General features: G+C 75.3%; 18 protein-coding genes. 16 read left to right on the forward strand and 2 right to left on the reverse strand.

Features of this window, described 5'->3' with window-relative positions; all coding sequences use genetic code 11:
- On the reverse strand, positions 1-648 hold the full coding sequence (locus PGN05_RS16795; protein ID WP_419753705.1) for a LuxR C-terminal-related transcriptional regulator: 648 nt from the start codon (positions 646-648) through the stop codon (positions 1-3).
- A 340-nt stretch (positions 649-988) separates the two neighbouring features.
- The gene (locus PGN05_RS16800; RefSeq protein ID WP_419753706.1) at positions 989-1681 is read right to left on the reverse strand and encodes a response regulator; all 693 of its coding nucleotides are present in this window, start codon (positions 1679-1681) and stop codon (positions 989-991) included.
- 421 nt (positions 1682-2102) lie between these two features.
- On the opposite strand from PGN05_RS16800, the gene PGN05_RS16805 reads away from it, so the two are divergent.
- From PGN05_RS16805 to PGN05_RS16880, 16 genes are all read left to right on the forward strand, one after another.
- Positions 2103-2429 carry a TcmI family type II polyketide cyclase gene (locus PGN05_RS16805; RefSeq protein ID WP_419753707.1) on the forward strand — a complete coding sequence of 109 codons (327 nt, stop codon included), beginning with the start codon at positions 2103-2105 and terminating at the stop codon, positions 2427-2429.
- 31 nt (positions 2430-2460) lie between these two features.
- Entirely contained in the window at positions 2461-4182 is a 1722-nt protein-coding gene (locus tag PGN05_RS16810) for an acetyl-CoA carboxylase carboxyltransferase subunit alpha (RefSeq protein ID WP_419753708.1), read from the forward strand.
- A gap of 2 nt (positions 4183-4184) precedes the next feature.
- On the forward strand, positions 4185-4730 hold the full coding sequence (gene accB, locus PGN05_RS16815) for an acetyl-CoA carboxylase biotin carboxyl carrier protein (protein ID WP_419753709.1): 546 nt from the start codon (positions 4185-4187) through the stop codon (positions 4728-4730).
- Positions 4727-6199, forward strand: coding sequence for an acetyl-CoA carboxylase biotin carboxylase subunit (locus PGN05_RS16820; RefSeq protein WP_419753710.1), 1473 nt, complete (start codon positions 4727-4729; stop codon positions 6197-6199). Before accB ends, PGN05_RS16820 begins: the two co-directional genes overlap by 4 nt.
- Before the next feature lie 13 nt (positions 6200-6212).
- On the forward strand, positions 6213-6476 hold the full coding sequence (locus PGN05_RS16825) for an acyl carrier protein (protein WP_419753711.1): 264 nt from the start codon (positions 6213-6215) through the stop codon (positions 6474-6476).
- A 103-nt stretch (positions 6477-6579) separates the two neighbouring features.
- The gene (locus PGN05_RS16830; RefSeq protein ID WP_419753712.1) at positions 6580-7080 is read left to right on the forward strand and encodes an SRPBCC family protein; all 501 of its coding nucleotides are present in this window, start codon (positions 6580-6582) and stop codon (positions 7078-7080) included.
- Complete coding sequence (locus tag PGN05_RS16835) at positions 7077-8051, forward strand: ACP S-malonyltransferase (RefSeq protein ID WP_419753713.1); 975 nt, start codon at positions 7077-7079, stop codon at positions 8049-8051. Before PGN05_RS16830 ends, PGN05_RS16835 begins: the two co-directional genes overlap by 4 nt.
- The gene (locus PGN05_RS16840) at positions 8048-8464 is read left to right on the forward strand and encodes a cupin domain-containing protein (protein ID WP_419753714.1); all 417 of its coding nucleotides are present in this window, start codon (positions 8048-8050) and stop codon (positions 8462-8464) included. Before PGN05_RS16835 ends, PGN05_RS16840 begins: the two co-directional genes overlap by 4 nt.
- On the forward strand, positions 8461-9765 hold the full coding sequence (locus PGN05_RS16845) for a beta-ketoacyl-[acyl-carrier-protein] synthase family protein (RefSeq protein ID WP_419753715.1): 1305 nt from the start codon (positions 8461-8463) through the stop codon (positions 9763-9765). Before PGN05_RS16840 ends, PGN05_RS16845 begins: the two co-directional genes overlap by 4 nt.
- Positions 9762-11009: a beta-ketoacyl synthase N-terminal-like domain-containing protein gene (locus PGN05_RS16850; protein WP_419753716.1), complete on the forward strand. Its 1248-nt coding sequence runs from the start codon at positions 9762-9764 to the stop codon at positions 11007-11009. The genes PGN05_RS16845 and PGN05_RS16850 overlap by 4 nt, the downstream gene beginning before the upstream one ends.
- On the forward strand, positions 11006-11365 hold the full coding sequence (locus PGN05_RS16855; RefSeq protein ID WP_419753717.1) for an antibiotic biosynthesis monooxygenase family protein: 360 nt from the start codon (positions 11006-11008) through the stop codon (positions 11363-11365). The genes PGN05_RS16850 and PGN05_RS16855 overlap by 4 nt, the downstream gene beginning before the upstream one ends.
- A complete protein-coding gene (locus PGN05_RS16860) occupies positions 11362-13974 on the forward strand; it encodes an FAD-dependent monooxygenase (RefSeq protein WP_419753718.1) in 2613 nt (870 codons plus the stop codon). The genes PGN05_RS16855 and PGN05_RS16860 overlap by 4 nt, the downstream gene beginning before the upstream one ends.
- A gap of 24 nt (positions 13975-13998) precedes the next feature.
- A complete protein-coding gene (locus PGN05_RS16865; protein WP_419753719.1) occupies positions 13999-16239 on the forward strand; it encodes an oxidoreductase in 2241 nt (746 codons plus the stop codon).
- Positions 16240-16265: 26 nt separating this feature from the next.
- Complete coding sequence (locus PGN05_RS16870) at positions 16266-16496, forward strand: hypothetical protein (protein ID WP_419753720.1); 231 nt, start codon at positions 16266-16268, stop codon at positions 16494-16496.
- Positions 16497-16530: 34 nt separating this feature from the next.
- The gene (locus tag PGN05_RS16875) at positions 16531-17196 is read left to right on the forward strand and encodes a hypothetical protein (RefSeq protein ID WP_419753721.1); all 666 of its coding nucleotides are present in this window, start codon (positions 16531-16533) and stop codon (positions 17194-17196) included.
- 40 nt (positions 17197-17236) lie between these two features.
- On the forward strand, positions 17237-17932 hold the full coding sequence (locus PGN05_RS16880; protein ID WP_419753722.1) for a TcmI family type II polyketide cyclase: 696 nt from the start codon (positions 17237-17239) through the stop codon (positions 17930-17932).
- Positions 17933-17937 lie beyond the last annotated feature (5 nt).

The following is a 17937-nucleotide window of genomic DNA, read 5'->3' on the forward strand; positions in this document are numbered from 1 at the left end:
TCAGGCCGCCGGTGAGTGGTCGCGGTTGACGAGGATCGCCAGCTGGGTGCGGGTGCGGACGTCCAGGCGGCGCATCGAGGCCGTCAGGTGGGTCTTCACGGTGGACAGGCTGAGGAAGAGCCGGCAGGCGATCTCCTCGTTGCTCAGCCCCTGGGCCACCAGCTCGGCGACCTCGCGCTGCCGCTCGGTGAGCCGGTCGAGGGGGTGCTGCTCAGTGGAGGGGAGCGCCTCGGGATCGGTCAGGTACCGCACCAGGTGGCTGGTGGCGGTGGTGTCCAGTGCGGCCTCGTGCCGCGCCAGCGCGCGGACGCCGTCGACGAGCCGTTGCGCGGCCGCCCGTCGGGGCAGGTAGCCGCGGACGCCGGCCTGCAGGATCTCGACCAGGTGGTCGCCGACGTCCGCGCCCGGCTCCGCGAGCACCAGCACCGCGGTGTCGCGCCGGCAGAGGGCGCGCAGCACCGGCAGGGTGGCGCCGCCCACCAGGCCCTGCCGGACGACGACCACCTGCGTGGCCAGCTCGTCGGCGAGCTCGAGCGCCTCGGGCAGGTGACTGGTCTCCGCGACCACCGCCATGTCCGGCTCCGCCTCGAGGACGACCCGCAGTCCCAGCCGGAAGACCTCCTCGTCCTCGCACAGGAGGACCCGCACCAGGGCCGTGGGTCTCCGGACGGCCCACGGCCGGACCGGTGTCCCCTGCCGGGAGGCCGGCGGTTCCGACCCGTCCCTCCCCGGCGCGCCCCCGGCCCGCTCCTCCGGGCGGTGCGGGCCGGTGTTCGTGGATCCGGACCCGCCATCCTCTGCGTGCGTCATGCGTCCCCCCTGCGTCCGGCCCGGCCCCGGGCCCCCGACGATCCGACCGGTCTTCCGGCTGGAGTCACCCCCTGGATGCAGTGCTGTCGCAGGACGCCCTCAGCCCGCACACCGAGTTGCCAGCGTCCTCACAGGAACGATAGGGCGACCGCTGCCCTGCTGACCACGGCCGAACGGATCAGCCGCCCGGGGACCGGCCCTCCCCACGGTCCGTGGGCCGGCCGGTCCGGTGCACGTGGATGGCCAGCTGGGTGCGGTCCCGCAGACCCAGCCGGCGCAGGGCCACCGTGATGTGCCCCTTCACGGTCGCCCGGCTCACCCGCAGGCGGGCGGCGATCTCCGCGTTGCTCAGGCCCTCGGCGACGAGATCGGCCACCCTCAGCTGGCGCGCGGTCAGCTGGCCCGAGCAGGACCGGTCGGAGCCCTCACCGGCCTGCCGGACGCCGTCGAGGCGGTGCAGCAGCTCGCCGGCGACGCAGGCGTCGAGGACGGTCTCGCCCCGGGCCACCGCGCGCACGCCCTCCACCAGGCGGGTCGGGCTCACGGTGGTGTGCACGCAGCCGCGCGCTCCCGCCGAGAGTGCCTCCACGAGGTCGTCGGCGTCGTCGGTCCCGCTGAGCAGCACGACGGGCAGGCCCATCCCGGTCAGCGTGCGGACGAGGCGCTGGACGGTCGCCCCCTGCGTCCCCAGGCCGACCAGGGTGACGTCGGGCCGGAGGCGGGCGGCCAGCGACAGCGCCTCGTCGGCGTCGGCGGCCTCGGCCACGACGGTCAGGTCGGGAGCCTGCCGGAAGACCGCGCGCAGCCCGTGGCGCAGGACCTCGTGGTCGTCGCAGATCAGCACGTGCCGCGGCTCGCCGTCGCTGCTCACCGCTGGGCCGAGGCCGCCACCGCCCATACGCGTCAGCTCCGCTCCGGTCGGCCGCACTCGGGCGACGCCGCCAGGTCCGGTTCCGGAAGGTAGGACCCGCGTCGGGCCGACCGCCACAGAGTCGCGCACGGCCCTCACCGCACGTCGGCGTGTTCAGACCCAGGTCGTAGGCCCGCATCGTCCAGATGGGGGGGCTTGCCCCCTCCGACACGCCACCTCCCCCTCGTCCCCGGGGTGCCCGTCCGGGTCCCGGGGACCACGTTCGGCCCCTCCCCGAGGCCGATCCCGCCCGCACCCCCACCCTTCAGGTGGGTCCCAGAACCCGACGTCCGGCCGATGCCGGCCCCGGTGCCCGCGGACCTAGCGTCGGCGCACCCCCTCCCGCCCCTGCCGGGACCGTGGCGACGCTGGAGGTCTCCCCGTGCACCAGACCATGATCATCGCCAAGATGGCGCCGACCGCGGCGGACGACGTCGCCACGGTCTTCGGCCGGTACGACGCGACGCCCATGCCGCACGAGATCGGCGTGCGGCACCGGTCGCTGTACCAGTTCCACGGCCTCTACGTGCACCTCATCGACTTCGACCGGCCGGCGCCGGAGGCGATGCGGATCGCCCAGTCGCTGCCGGCCTTCCGCGCGGTCAGCGAGGACCTCCGGCCCTACATCGAGGCCTACGACCCGAACTGGCGGTCCCCGCAGGACGCGATGGCCCGCCGCTTCTACCACTGGTCGGCGGACGCCGAGTGAGGCCGGACGCACGCGCCGCGAGAGGTCGGACATGACACGCTCGGCACCGACTCCGGCCTCGGCCGCCTCGGCTCCCGGCCAGGCCGGCTGGGTGTGCTGCCCCGGCTGCGGGTGGCTGCTCTACCGGAAGCGGCTGGACCGCAACCTGCACGTCTGCCCGGAGTGCGACCACCACCTCCGGCTGGGCGCACGAGCCCGCATCGACCTGCTCGTGGACCCGGGGAGCTTCACCGCGACCAGCTTCGCCCCGGGCGGGAGCGACCCCCTGTCGTTCACGGACCTGCGGGACTACCCCGACCGGCTGGCCGAGGCCGCGCGGCGGTCCGGCGAGTCGGAGGCCGTCGTCGTCGGGACCGCCCGCATCGGCGGGACCGAGGTCGTGGTCGCCGTCATGGACTTCGGCTTCCTCGGCGGGAGCATGGGCGTGGAGGTCGGGCGGCGGGTGAGCCGGGCGGCCGGACTGGCCCTCGAGCACGGCCTGCCCCTGGTCCTCACCACCGCGAGCGGCGGGGCACGCATGCAGGAGGGCGTGTTCTCGCTGTTCCAAATGGCCCGCGTCAGCCAGGCCCTCGGCCGGCACCGGGAGGCCGGGCTGTTCTCGGTGTGCGTCCTCGCCGACCCCACCTACGGCGGGGTGTCGGCCTCCTTCGCCACCCTGGCCTCGGTCCTGGTCGGGGAGCGGGGCGCGCACGTCGGCTTCGCCGGGCCGCGCGTGGTCCAGGAGACGATCCGGGCCGAACTGCCCAGCGACTTCCAGACGACCGAGTTCCTGCTGGCCCACGGCCTGGTCGACCGGGTGGAGAGCCGCGCGGAGCTGCGTCCCCTGCTGATCCGCCTCCTCGGGCTGCACACCCGGCGCCCCGGTCCGCCGGCCGCCGGCGACGGTCGGCCCGCCGGCCCCCCGGGAGCCGAGGACGCCGAGGACGTCGACCCCTGGGACGTCGTCCAGCGGGCGCGGGTCGTCGAGCGCCCCACCACCCTGGACTACCTGCACACGGCGTTCGACGACTTCGTCGAGCTGCACGGTGACCGCGCCTTCGCCGACGACCCCGCCGTCGTCGGCGGGGTCGCCTCCCTCGCCGGCCGGACGGTCGTCGTCATCGGCCACGAGAAGGGGCACTCGGTCCGGGAGCGGGTGGCCCGCAACTTCGGCATGCCGCACCCGGAGGGCTACCGGAAGGCGCTGCGGCTGCTCGACCACGCCGAGGCCCTCGGCCTGCCGGTGGTCACGCTCGTCGACACCCCCGGTGCCCACCCCGGCCCCGAGGCCGAGGAGCGCGGCCAGTCCCACGCGATCGCCGAGATCATCATGCGCAGCAGCCGCCTGCGGGTCCCGGTCGTCGCCGTGGTCACCGGCGAGGGCGGCAGTGGCGGCGCGCTCGCGCTGTGCACCTCCGACCGCCTCCTCGTCCTCCAGAACGCCTACCTGTCGGTGATCAGCCCCGAGGGGTGCGCCGCCATCCTGTGGCGGACCGCGGTGGCCGCGCCGACCGCCGCCCGCGCGATGCGGCTGGGCGCGGCCCACCTGCGGGCCACGGGGATCGCGAGCGCCGTGGTCCCGGAGCCACCAGGGGGCGCGCACACCGACCCGGCCGCGGCGGCCGACCTCCTCCGGGAGGCCCTGGTCCGTGAGCTCGAGGACGTCTGCCGGCTGGACCCGGACGCCCTGCTCGAGGCCCGGTCCCGGAGGCTGTCGCGCATCGGTGGGGACGACGGCCGCGCACTGCTGTCCGTGCTGTCGGTCGGGGAGTGACCATGGCTCCCGGCGAACGCGCCCCCATCTCGCCCGTCGCGGTGCCGGGCGAGGCGACCACCGACCTGCGCGACGAGGTCGTGGCCCTCGCCCACGCCCTCCCCGGAGGGCTCCGCCGGCTCGTCGTGCGCAACGGGGACCGCGCGGTCGAGGTCGAGTGGGCCACGGAGACCCTGCCCGGCGCGGCTCCGGCCGGCCCCTCCGACCGGGACCGCCCGGGCGTCCCCGGTCCGGCGGACCCGGTCCCCGCCGGACCCGCGGACCCGGCGCAGCTGCCGGAGGGGACCACCGCCGTCCGGGCACCCCTCGTCGGCACGTTCTACGCGGCGCCGTCCCCCGGGGCCGCGCCGTTCGTGGGGGTCGGTGACGAGGTCGAGCAGGGCCAGACCCTCGGCATCGTCGAGGCGATGAAGCTGATGAACCCGATCGTCGCGGACGAGGCCGGCGTGGTCGCCGAGATCCTGGTCGGGGACGCCGAGTCGGTCGAGTACGACCAGATCCTCATGCACCTGCGGCCGGCGGGGTCGGCGACCGGGGGGCGGGCATGATCAGCCGGCTGCTCATCGCCAACCGGGGCGAGATCGCCGTCCGGGTCGCCCGGGCCTGCCGGGAGCTGGGCATCGAGGTCGTGGCCGTGTACTCGACCGCCGACCGCGGGTCCGCCGTCGTCGACCTGGCCGACGAGTCCGTGCACATCGGGCCGCCGGCCCCCCGGCGCAGCTACCTCTACGTGCCGAGCATCGTGGAGGCGGCGCTGCGCACCGGCGCCGACGCCATCCACCCCGGCTACGGCTTCCTCTCCGAGGACCCCGACTTCGCCGAGATCTGCGCCGCCGAGGGGCTGACCTTCGTCGGCCCGCCGCCGGCGGTGATGCAGCAGATGGGCAACAAGGCGACGGCGCGCCGGCTGATGGCCGACGCCGGCCTGCCGCTGCTGCCGGGCGTCGTCGAGCCGGTCCGCACCGCGGACGAGGCCCGGGAGGTCGCCGCGCGGATCGGCTACCCCGTGATCATCAAGGCGGCGGCGGGCGGCGGCGGCCGCGGCATGACGGTCGTGCACGACGCGGCCGACCTCGCCGCCGCGTACACCAGCACCCGCGCGACCGCCCGTGCGGTGTTCGGCGACCCGTCGGTCTACGTCGAGCGCTACCTGCCCGGTGCCCGGCACGTCGAGGTGCAGGTCCTCTGCGACACGCACGGGAACGGCCTGTACCTCGGCGAGCGCGACTGCTCCCTGCAGCGGCGGCACCAGAAGCTGCTGGAAGAGGGCCCGGCCGGGCACCTCAGCCCCCAGCAGCGGGCCGACATCGGCCGGCTGGCGGTCCGCGGCGCGCTCTCGGTCGGGTACACCGGCGCCGGGACGATGGAGTTCCTCGTCGACGGCTCCGGAGCCGCGTACTTCATGGAGATGAACGCCCGGATCCAGGTCGAGCACCCGGTCACCGAGCTGCTGACCGGCGTCGACCTCGTCCGGGAACAGCTCCTCGTCGCCTCGGGCCGGCGGCTGCAGCTGCGCCAGGAGGACGTCGTCCCGCGGGGTGCGGCGATCGAGTGCCGGATCAACGCCGAGGACCCCACCCGGGGCTTCGCCCCCGCGCCCGGCCGGCTCGACGTCCTGCGGGTCCCCGACGGACCGTGGACCCGGTTCGACACCGGCTACCGGCAGGGCGACGTGGTGAGCCCGGACTACGACTCGCTGCTCGGCAAGCTCGTCGTCTGGGCCCCCGACCGGGAGCAGGCGATCCGCCGCATGGACCGGGCGCTGGCCGAGACGCGGGTCGAGGGCCCCGGCGTGCGCACCACCATCGCCCTGCACCGGGCGCTGCTCCGCGACCCCGACGTGTGCGCCGACCGCCACGACGTCCAGTTCGTCGACCGGCGCCTGCCCGAGCTGCTGGCCCGCGCGGCGTCCCTCGCGGAGGACCCCGTCCCGGGCATCCCCGCCCCCCACCGCCCGTCCCTCCAGCTCGTCCAGACCCCGGCCGGCGACGCCCGGCCGGCTCCCTCCACCCCCTGAGAGGACCGACGCCATGCCCGGCACGACCTTCACCCTGGACGACCTCATGGCCCTGCTGACCGCCAAGGCGGGCCTCCCCGGCACGGCGCACACCACGGACCCGGACGCACGGTTCGAGGACATCGGCCTGGACTCGCTGGCCTTCCTGTCCATGCAGACCGAGCTCCAGGACCGCTACGGGGTCGAGATGCCCGACGACAGCCCCGGCCGCTACACGCTCGGCGAGATCGTCGACACGGTCAACGGCGCGGTGCAACGACCGGCGGGGATGGCCTGAAAGAGGACCCCCCTGCCCCCCACCGCTCGCGAGCTCGCGGCGGGTCCCTGCAGGGGGGCCGCACGAACACTCGCCCATCTGCCTACACCTCAGGAGGTATCCCGTGAGCAGCATCGTCGAGCCCCGCACCAGTACGGCCGGGCACACCGACAACTCGGTCTACATCGACGCGGACATCGACCACGTCTGGCGGATGACCAACGACCTGCCGTCGTGGCCGGACCTGTTCACCGAGTACAGCGAGGTCGAGATCCTCGCGGAGACCGAGACGTGGTTCCGCTTCCGGCTCAAGATGCACCCGGACGAGACCGGGCGGGTCTGGAGCTGGGTGTCCGAGCGGACCCTCGACGTGGCGGCCCGCGAGGTGCGGGCCCGGCGGGTCGAGCCCGGGCCGTTCGAGTTCATGGACATCCGGTGGACGTACGCACCCGAGGGCCGCGGCACCCGGATGCGGTGGGTCCAGGACTTCCGCATGCGGCCGGAGGCCCCCATCGACACCGAGGCCATGACCCGCCGGATCGACGCCAACAGCAAGGTCCAGATGGCGGTCATCCGCGACAAGGTGGAGGCAGCCGCCGGCCGGGCTCCGGAGCCGGCGCCATGACCGGCGGTCTCCCCGGGGCGGTCGCCGTCGTCCTCCCCGGGGAGAGCGGGGCCCGCGCCGGAGCGCTCGACGCCTGGCTCCCCGACGGGCCGGCGCGGGCGGTGGTGGCCGAGGCCTCCGCGGTGGTCGGCCGGGACGTCGCCGAGTGGTGGCGGGACCCGCTCAACCTCAGCGACCCGGTGGCGGCCCACGTCGAGGTCCTGGTCACCGGCGTCGCCGGCTACCGCAGCCTGGCCGCCCGCGGCCTCCGGCCGGTGGTCGTCGCCGGCCACGGGATCGGTGAGTACGCCGCCCTGGTCGCCGCGGGCGCCCTGGCCCTGGACCAGGTCGTGGAACTGGTCCACGAGCGCGCGGAGCTGCTGGCGTTGTCGGTGCGCCCGTCCTGCGCGGGCATGGCCGCCGTCGTGGGACCGGCCGCCGGCGAGGTCGCCCGCGCGGTCGTCGCCGACGTGGGCCGCTCCGGGTCCCTGGCCGTCGCCGCGGTCGACGGCCCCTTCCAGGTCCTGCTCTCCGGCGGGTGCGACGAGCTGGCCCGGGCACGGGAGGCCGTGCTGGCCGCCGGGCTGGAGATGGTCCGGCTCCCCGGGCGCCCGGCCTGCCACAGCCCGCTCGTGCAGGCGGCCGACCGGCACCTCGCCCCGGCGCTGGCGGCCCTCGACTGGTCGGTCCCCGACGTGCCCGTCGTCCCCAACGCGGACGGCCGGCCGACGCGCGACCCCGAGCAGCTGGCGCGGTGCCTGCGTGCCCACCTGACCTCGACGGTGCAGTGGGAGGCGACGTCCCGTGCGCTGGTCGAGGCCGGCGCGACCTCCGTCGTCGAGGTGGGCGCCGTCCCCCACCTCGGCCCGCTGGTCCGCCAGGTCCACCCCGACCTCCCCGTGCACCTCGCCTCCGCACCGGGGACGCCCGTCCCGACCGACCCGCCGGAGCCCGCCCTCGTGGGCCCGGTCCCGACCGGAGGAGAGACATGACCACCATCCAGCACGCCCCGACGGCCGTGCGCTGCGGGCCCACGGTGCACCGGTCGGACACCCCGCCCAACCGCCGGCGGGGCGGTGACATCCGGGTGCTGCTCTCCCCCGCCAGCGTCGGGTCCACCGCCGGCTTCATGGGCACCCTCACCCTGGAGCCGGGGGAGGTGGTGACCGAGCACTGGCACCCCTACTCCGAGGAGTTCCTCTACTGCCAGAGCGGCGACGTCCTGCTCACGCTGGACGGCGAGGAGCGGCGGCTGACCGCCGAGTCGGCCGTCCACATCCCGATCGGCGTGCGGCACCGCATCCTCAACGACTCCCCGGCGACGGCGACCTTCGTCTTCCTCTGCGGCCCGCTGGCGCCGCGGCCGGAGCTGGGGCACGTCGACACCGAGTCCCCCGCCCGATGAGCGCAGTGAGCGCGGGCCGGCGCCGGGTCGTCGTCACCGGGATCGGGGTGGTCGCTCCCGGGTCGATGGGCCGGGAGGGCTTCTGGGACATGATCACCGCCGGCCGGACGGCGACCCGGCGGATCACCTTCTTCGACCCCAGCCGGTTCCGGTCGCAGGTGGCCGCGGAGGTCGACTTCGACGGGCGGCGGCTCGGGCTCACCGCGCAGGAGGTGCACCGCAACGACCGCTTCGTGCAGATGGCCCTCGTCGCCGCGGACGAGGCGGTCGCCGACAGCGGGCTCACGTTCGGCACCGGCGGCGCCGACGACGCCCCCGACCCGGACCGGGTGGGGATCACGCTCGGCAGCGCGGTCGGTGCCACCATGCGGCTCGAGCAGGAGTACGTGGCGGTCAGCGACGCCGGCACCCACTGGCTGGTCGACCCCCGCTACGCCTCGGGCTTCCTCCACCACGCCCTCGTGCCCAGCTGCGGCGCGACCGAGCTGGCGGTGCGCTTCGGCGCCCACGGTCCGGCCACGGTGGTCTCCACGGGCTGCACCTCGGGCATCGACGCGGTCGGCTACGGGAGCCAGCTCGTCGAGGACGGCGACGCCGACGTCGTCCTCGCCGGGGCCAGCGACGCCCCGATCTCCCCCATCTCGATGGCCTGCTTCGACACGATCCGGGCGACGACGGGCAACAACGCGGATCCCGAGCACGCCGCCAAGCCCTTCGACGCCCGCCGGGACGGCTTCGTCATGGGCGAGGGGGCGGCGGTGCTGGTCCTCGAGGAGCTCGAGCACGCCCGACGCCGCGGGGCGACGGTGTACTGCGAGGTCACCGGCTACGCCAACCGGTGCAACGCCTTCCACATGACCGGGCTCAAGCCCGACGGCACCGAGATGGCCGAGGCGATCCGGGCGGCGCTCGACCAGGGCCGCATCGACCCCGGCGAGGTCGGCTACGTCAACGCGCACGGCTCCGGGACCAAGCAGAACGACCGGCACGAGACCGCCGCGGTGCACCGGAGCCTCGGTTCGGCGGCCGAACGGGTGGCGATGAGCTCGATCAAGTCGATGGTCGGCCACTCGCTCGGCGCGATCGGCTCCATCGAGATCGCCGCGACGGCGCTGGCCGTGCAGCGCGGCGTGCTGCCCCCCACCGCGAACTACGAGGTCCCCGACCCCGAGTGCGACCTCGACTACGTCCCCGGGGTCGGCCGCGAGCAGAAGGTCGACGTCGCGATCTCGGTCGGCAGCGGGTTCGGCGGCTTCCAGTCCGCCATCGTGCTGGCCAGCCACACCCGGAGGACGGCGTGACCGGCCTGCTGGTCACCGGCCTGGGCGTCGTCGCCCCGACCGGCGTGGGCGCGGAGGCGCACTGGGCGTCGCTGGTGCGGGGCGAGCCGGCGATCCGGCCGATCGAGGGCTTCGACCCCACGCGGTACGGGATCTCGCTGGCCGGCCAGGTGCGGGACTTCGTGCCCGAGGAGCACGTCGCGCCGCAGCTGCAGGTGCAGACCGACCGGTGGACGTGGATGTCGCTGGCCGCGGCCACCATGGCCGCCGAGGACGCGGGCTACACGGCCCCCGACGACGTCTACGCCACGTCGGTGTTCCTCGCGTCCGGGTCCGGCGGCAACGAGTTCAGCCAGCACGAGATCCAGGGCCTGTGGGCCAAGGGGCCGCGGTCGGTCGGCGCCTACCAGTCGATCGCCTGGTTCTACGCCGCCAGCACCGGCCAGATCTCCATCCGCGACGGCTACAAGGGCCCCTCCGGCGTCGTCGTCAGCGAGGGCGCCGGGGGGCTGGACAGCATCGGCTGGGCCCGCCGGGTCACCCGCCGCGGCACCCCCGCGGTCCTCGTGGGCGGCACCGAGGCGGGGATGTGCCCCTACGCCCTGCTCTGCCAGGCGACCAGCGGCCGGCTGTCGACGGCCGCCCGGCCCGAGGAGGCGTACCTGCCCTTCGACCGGCGGGCCAACGGCCACGTCGTCGGCGAGGGCGGCGCGATCCTGCTGGTGGAGGAGCCGGCGGCCGCTCGGGCCCGCGGGGCCACGCGGGTGTGGGGCGAGGTCGCGGGCTACGGCGCCACCCACGACGCGCACCACCACGAGGCCCCCGCCCCCGACGCCACCCAGTACGCGCGGGCGATCCGGCTCTCGCTCGCCGACGCCGGCGTGACCCCGGACGAGGTGGACCTGGTCGTCGCCGACGGCGCCGGGACGCCGGAGCTGGACGCGCTGGAGCTCGCCGCCGTCGCGGCCGCGTTCTCCGGGCGGTCGACGCCGGTGCCCGTCACCGCACCGTCGGCCTGGACCGGGCGGCTGATGGCCGGCGGCTCGGCGCTCGCCGTCGCCACCGCCCTGCTGGCCATGCGCGACGGGATCGTCCCGGGGACCGCCTTCCTCGACCAGCCGGTCGACGCCCCCGGCGTGGACCTCGTGCAGGGCAGCCGGGTGCGGGAGCTGTCGACCGTGGTCGTCCTCGCCCGCGGCTACGGGGGCTTCAACAGCAGCCTGGTCCTGCGCCGGCACCGCGGGTTCGAGGAGGACGGCTCATGACCACCGCCGGACAGGAGGACCGCCGGCCGCCCGGCGTCCGCACGATGCTGCGGATGCGGACCCGGGAGGGCTGCGAGGCGCGGTTCGAGGCGGCGTGGCGCCAGGCGGCGAGCGAGATCGCCCGTGTGCCGGGCAACCTGCAGCAGGAGCTCTTCCGCGACGCCGACGACCCGCGGACGTTCCTCATCACCGCGGACTGGGCCGATCGCGCCGCCGTCGACGCCTTCGGCCGCAGCAGTGCCCGCGAGACGCTCACCGCGGCGCTGCGCGACCTGCGCGAGGACGCCGCCCGCAACACCTACGAGGTGCTGGCCACGGTCCCGGGCCGGCACGCCTCGGAGGAGAGGCCGGCATGACCCCCCTCGCGACCGGGTCGGGTGAGCAGCCGGGGGTCCGGACGACCCTGCGGCTGCGCGCCCGCGAGGGCTGCGAGGCGGCGCTGGAGGCTGCCTGGCGCGAGGCCACGGCGGAGATCCGGCGGGTGCCGGGCAACCTCCGGCAGGAGCTGAGCCGCGACGCCCACGACCCCCGCACGTTCCTGCTCACCAGCGACTGGACCGACCAGGCCGCGGTCGACGCGTTCACCTGCAGCGATGCCCACGAGGCGCTCACCGCAGCGCTGGGCGACCTGCGCGAGGAGGCCGACCGCGGCACCTACGAGGTGCTGCACACCGTCCACGGCGACACGGGCCTGCACATCCGGGTCGACATCCAGACGACGGTCGCCCCCGGCGAGGAGGAGCTCTTCGAGCGCGCCTACGCCCGGACCGTCGAGCGGCTGCGCGGCACCCCGGGACTGATCCGGGAGGAGCTGCTCAAGGAGCCCGACGCGCCGATCTACCACATCTTCGCCGAGTGGGAGAGCGAACGGCACTTCAACAACTGGGTCGACGACCCGTCGCACGCCGACCAGAGCGCGGCGCTCATCCGCTGGCTGTCGGTCGACTTCGACCGGCGGGTGTTCGAGCTGCGCTACCGCCCGCCCGAGCACCGTGGCGACCCGTGGGCCGCCCCCTCGTCCCTGCAGGCGCCGGCCGCCACGGTGATCGCGTCGCCGCCGGCCGCGACCCCGCTGGCCTCGAGGTCCACGGCCGCGGTCTCCGCACCGGCCCCGCAGGAGACGGCCGCCCCCGAGCCGGTCGCGCCGACGCCGGTGCAGCCGAAGCCGGTCGTACCGACGCCGGTGCAGCCGGCGACGGTGGAGCCGGCGCCGGTCCCCAGCGCCACCGTGCTGGAGTTCGTGGAGAAGCCGGACGACGAGCACCGGACCGCCACGGCCCCGGCGGCCGCCTCGCAGGGTCCCGTCGGCGCCGGTCCCTCCACCGGCCGCCCCACGGAGGTGCTGGTAGTGGGCGCCGGGCCGGCCGGCATGACCCACGCGATCGAGCTGGCCCGGCGCGGTATCGCCGTCCGGGTGGTCGACAAGCGGGCGCAGGCCGCGACCCAGGCGGACAAGGCCATCGGCATCCACTGCCGGACGATGGAGATCTGGGAGGACCAGGGCATCGTCCGGGAGGCGATGGACGCCGGGATCTGGCTGTACGGCCAGACCGTCTTCGTCAACGGGGAGCAGACCCACCAGGTCGACTGGGCGGGCCTCGACGAGCTGCCCTACGCCCACCTCGGGCTGCCGCAGTACGAGACCGAGCGCCTGCTGGGCGACCGGCTGGCCGCCCTCGGCGTCGCCGTCGAGCGCGGGGTGGAGCTGGCCGGGCTGACCCAGGACGACGACGGCGTCACCGCGCAGCTGCGACTGGCCTCGGGCGAGGTCGAGACCGCCCGCACGCAGTACCTCGTCGGGTGCGACGGCGCCCACAGCGCCGTCCGCTCCTCGCTGGGGCTGACCTTCGAGGGCGGCCTGTCGATGTTCCCGCAGCTGTTCATGCTGGGCGACGTCGACGTCGACTGGGACCTCCCGGCCGGCCACCTGGTCCGCTTCGTGCGCATCGAGGACGACGGCGCGTTCACCGGCATGCTGGTCTGCGTCCCGCTCAAGGGCCGCAACCGCTACCGCATCGCCACCCTGGCCCCGGAGAGGTGGCAGAAGGCGGTCGGCACCGGCGTGGTGCCTCCCGGGTTCTGGCAGGAGTACGAGCCGCCGACGCTGGCCGACATCCAGGCCGCCATCGACGACCTGGGCCCGGCGGGGACGACGGCGTCCAACCTGCGCTGGTCGTCGATCTTCCGGATCAAGCACGGCATCGTCGACCGCTACCGCGTGGGCCGGGTGTTCGTCGCCGGCGACGCCGCCCACCTGCACCCGCCGGCGGGTGGGCAGGGCATGAACACCGGTATCCAGGACGCCTGGAACCTCGGGTGGAAGCTCGCCCTCGCTGTCCGCGGGCAGGCCGCACCGGGCCTGCTGGACAGCTACGAGGCCGAGCGCCGCCCGGCCGGCAAGGCGATCGTCGACCGCGCCGTGGCCATCGCGTTCACCGACGAGATGGACATGGCCGACGAGAAGGCGCAGTTCCTGCTCGAGATGCAGATGACCATGAACTACGCCGGCAGCCCGCTGGTCGGGGAGACGCCAGGGTTCACGGCCGGGCCGGAGCCCGGGCACCGGGCGCCGGACGTGCACGGCCTGCGGCGCTTCGGCGTGGCCGCCCCGCTGCGGCTGTTCGACCTGACCCGCGGCACCCGCTCGACGCTGCTCCTGCACGCCGACGCGGGCGCCTCGGAGGAGCAGCTGCTCGACCTGGAGAAGCTGGCCGTGGGCGTGCGCCAGCAGAGCCGCGGCGAGGTCTGTGCCTACCTGGTCGCCCAGCCCGAGGTCCGGGTGCCCCTGCTGGTCGACCTGCCGGTGGTCCACGACACAGGCCGCGCCTTCGCCGCCGCCTACGGCCTGGCGGGCGCCGGGACGGCGGCCTACCTCGTCCGCCCCGACGGTCACGTCGGGTTCCGCAGCCGCCCGCTCGACGAGGACGCCCTGCTCGACCACCTCGCCGGCGTCCTCGCCCCCTGACCGCCCACTCCCCCAGGAGCCGACATGACGCAGACCGCCTCACCCACCCCCTCGGCGCCCCCTGACGACGTGGTCCCCGGCCAGGAGATCTACACGCCGGAGTTCCGCGCCGACCCCTACCCCGTCTACGCCCGGCTGCGCGCCGAGCGCCCCGTCGTCAAGGTGCGGACGCCGCGCTTCGACTCCTTCCTGGTCACCCGCTACGCCGACGCCCGCCAGGCGCTGTCGGACCCGCGGCTGTCCAAGGACCTGTACCGGGCCGGCGACACCTACCTGGCGGTGTTCGGCGAGAAGGCCCGGCAGATCAACACGAACATGCTCAACTCCGACCCGCCCGAGCACTCCCGGCTGCGCCGCCTGGTGACCCAGGCGTTCACCCCGAAGCGGATCGAGGCCATGCGCCCCCGGGTCGAGCAGATCGTCGCCGGCCTGCTCGACCGGATCTCGCCGCGCGGGTCCACCGAGTTCGTCGACGAGTTCGCGCTGCGGCTGCCACTGGCGGTGATCGGCGACCTGCTCGGCATCCCCGAGGCCGACCACGAGGAGATCCTCGCCGGCACCCAGGTCATCCGGACCGTGGGCACCGGCGGTCGCAGCCCGCAGGAGGACCGGGCGGCGATCGGGCAGGCGCAGGAGCGGCTGCACGCCTACTTCACCGGCCTGGTGGCGGCCAAGCGCGCCCACCCGGGCGAGGACCTGGTCAGCGGGCTGATCGCCGCCCGCGACGGGGACGGCCGGCTGTCGGAGGCCGAGCTGGTCTCCACCTGCTTCCTGCTGCTGTTCGCCGGCTACCAGACGACGTCGGACTTCCTCGGCAACGCCGTCGTCGCGCTGCTGACCCACCCCGAAGAGATGGCCGCACTGCGGGCCGACCTCGACCGGCTGCCCGAGGCGGTCGAGGAGCTGCTGCGCTTCGACGGGTCGGTGCCGGTGTCGAGCTTCCGGTTCGCCACCGAGGACCTCGAGATCGGCGGCGTGGCCATCCCGCAGGGCTCGATCGTCACCGTCGTCCTCAGCGCGGCCGACCACGACCCCGAGCTCGCCGCCGACCCCGACCGGCTGGACCTGGACCGCGGTCCGACCCCGCACCTGGCCTTCGGCCACGGCGTCCACTACTGCCTGGGCACCGCGCTGGCCCGGCTGGAGGCGACCACGGCGCTGCGGCAGGTGCTGCTGCGGCTGCCCGACCTGCGCCTCGACGTCCCGGTGGAGGAGCTCCAGTGGCTGCCCGCCGCGTCGGCCTTCCGCGGGCTGCTCGAGCTGCCGCTGCGGTTCACCCCCACCCCGGCCCGCGGCGGCCCGGTCACCGCCACCCCGGTCGCCGCCCCGGTCACCGCGGAGCGGTCCGGACGGTTCCCCCTCGGCGACCGGCCGGTGGCCCGCCTGGGCTTCGGGTGCATGAAGCTGACCGGTCCCCGCCTCATGGGCCCGCCGGCGGACCGGGCGGCCGCGCTGGCCGTGCTGCGCCGCGCCGTCGAGCTGGGCGTCGAGCACCTGGAGACCAGCGACCACTACGGCCCGCGGATCGTCAACGAGCTGGTCCGCGAGGCGCTGCACCCGTATCCGGAGCAGCTCGTCGTCGTCACCAAGGTCGGCGCCCGCCGGACGCCGGACGGCGGCTGGATCCCGGCCCTCCAGGCCGACGAGCTCCGCCGGGCCGTGCACGAGGACCTCGACACCCTCGGCCTCGACGTGCTGGACGTGGCCCTGCTGCGGATGCCGGGCGTGGGTGAGCCCCAGCCGGGCGCGATCGTCGAGCCGTTCGAGGCCCTGGCCCGGCTCCAGCAGGAGGGCCTGGTCCGCCACGTCGGGGTGAGCCACGTGACCGCCGCGCAGGTGGCCGAGGCCCGGGCGATCGCCCCGCTGGCGTGCGTGCAGGAGCACTACAACCTGGTCCACCGCGAGGACGACGACCTCATCGACGCCCTCGCCGCGGAGGGCACCGCCTTCCAGTCGATGGAGGGCATCTCGTACACGACGTTCTTCCCGGTGCGCGACCTCTCCCCCGAGCAGGCGGCCGTGCTCGACGCGGTGGCGCAGCGGGTGGGCGGCACGCGGACGCAGGTGGCCATCGCGTGGCTGCTGGCGCGGTCGCCGAACCTGCTGGTCATCCCCGGGGCCACCACGGTCGCCCAGCTGGAGGAGAACGTGGCGGCGGCCGCCCTCGCGCTCGACCCGCTGGACACCGCCGAGCTGGACCGGCTCGCCGCCATCGCCGGGACCCCGCCCCCGCCCCGCGGTCCCCACGGCCCGCCCACCCCCTGAGCCCGGGAACCCGAGGAGGCCCCGCGATGGACGTGTCCACGCTCAGCGACGAGGCACTGCCACCCGAGCCGGGCCGGCGGTGGACCGCCGTCGGCGCCACCCTCGGCCACCGGCTGCTGACCGGCCTGGTCCTGGTCGGCGCGTCCACCGCCCCGGGCGGGTGGCGACCCGGCCCGTGGGACCAGTGCTGGGCCGGCGGGTGGGACGGCCGGTGGACCCCGGACCCCGACGCCACCGACGGCCCGCCCGGCCGGTGACACCCCGACCCGACAGAGACCGAGGAGGACCCCGATGGACAGATCCGACCCGGACGCCCGCCGGCGCGACGGACCGTCCGGCCGCTCCCGGCGGTGGCTCGCCGCCGGGGTCGCCGTCGGCGCGGGAGTGCTGGCCGGGGCGGTGGTCTCCGGTGGGCTGACGCGTGCCGGCGACCCACCGGCGACCGCCGCCCTGCTCCCCGCGGCGTCGACCGACACCAGCTGGGGCTGGCGCTCCTGGTGGCACGGCTCGCCGGGGGACGGGGACGCCGTGCCCGCGGACGCTGCCGCGCGGGTGCGGGACGCTGTCGCGGCCCGGGACCCGGGAGCCACCGTGGGGTGGGTCCGGCCGGACGCCGCCGGTGGCTACGTCGCCTACGGCCACACCGCCGACGGCACGCACGTGGCCTGGTCCCTCGACGGCGGCTTCGCCGTCACCGGCACCGAGGTCCTCCCGGAGCACGACCGCGACGGTCGCGCCGGGAACTGGCGCGACGGGGACCTGCCGGCGGACGCCGCCGCGCGGGTGCGGGACGCCGTGACCGCCCGCTTCCCCGGCGCCGTCGTCTGGCGGGTGCAGTCCGACGGCTCGGGCGGCTACCTGGCCAAGGCCGACACCGGCACAGGTGGCGAGGACGACGTCCTCGTGCGCCTGGACGCCTCCTTCGTCGTCACCGGGTCCGAACCCCTGCCCCGGTGACGACCACTGCCCACCCGACCCCACCCATCGAGGAGGAACCGTGACCTTCCGACCGTTCCGCAACGTGATCGTCTGCCACATGGTGCCCGGCAGTGAGGACGAGGTCGGCCCCGTCTTCGCCTACTACGACAAGACCACCCGCCCGCAGGACCTGGGCGTCATCGGGCGCTACCTGCTCTCGCACGACGACCTCTACATCCACGTCATCGAGCGCAAGGAGGACCCGGCCGTCTCCGGCCAGCGGCGCGGCCTGCCGGCCTTCCAGCAGATCGCGGAGAAGATCGCGCCGTACGTGACGCCGTACCCGAGCTACTGGGAGAACCCGTCGCACTCGGTCGCCAAGCAGTTCTACGCGTGGGTGCCGGACGGCGACGTGCCCGCGGACCGGCAGCTGACCGTGATCGTCCAGCGGATGAAGCCGGGCGCGGAGGAGGACATCGCGCGGGTGTTCGCCGACTCCGACTCCGGGCCCCTGCCGGTCGAGACGGGCGTGACCGGTCGCTGGCTGTTCTCGATGGAGGACGTCTTCGTCCACCTGCTGGAACAGGATCCGCAGAAGGCCGCCGCCGTGCGGGCCAACCACGAGTCCCACCGGCCGGCGTTCGCCCGGATCATGGAGGACCTCAGCCCCTACCTGAGCCCGTACCGGCCCGACACCTGGCAGACGCCGCGGGACTCGGTCGCCAAGGTGTTCCACCGCTGGCAGGCGGAGGACTGGTCTCCCGATCAGGGGTGAACGCG

The sequence above is a fragment of the Geodermatophilus sp. CPCC 206100 genome (genome assembly GCF_048569675.1).
GTDB lineage: Bacteria > Actinomycetota > Actinomycetes > Mycobacteriales > Geodermatophilaceae > Geodermatophilus.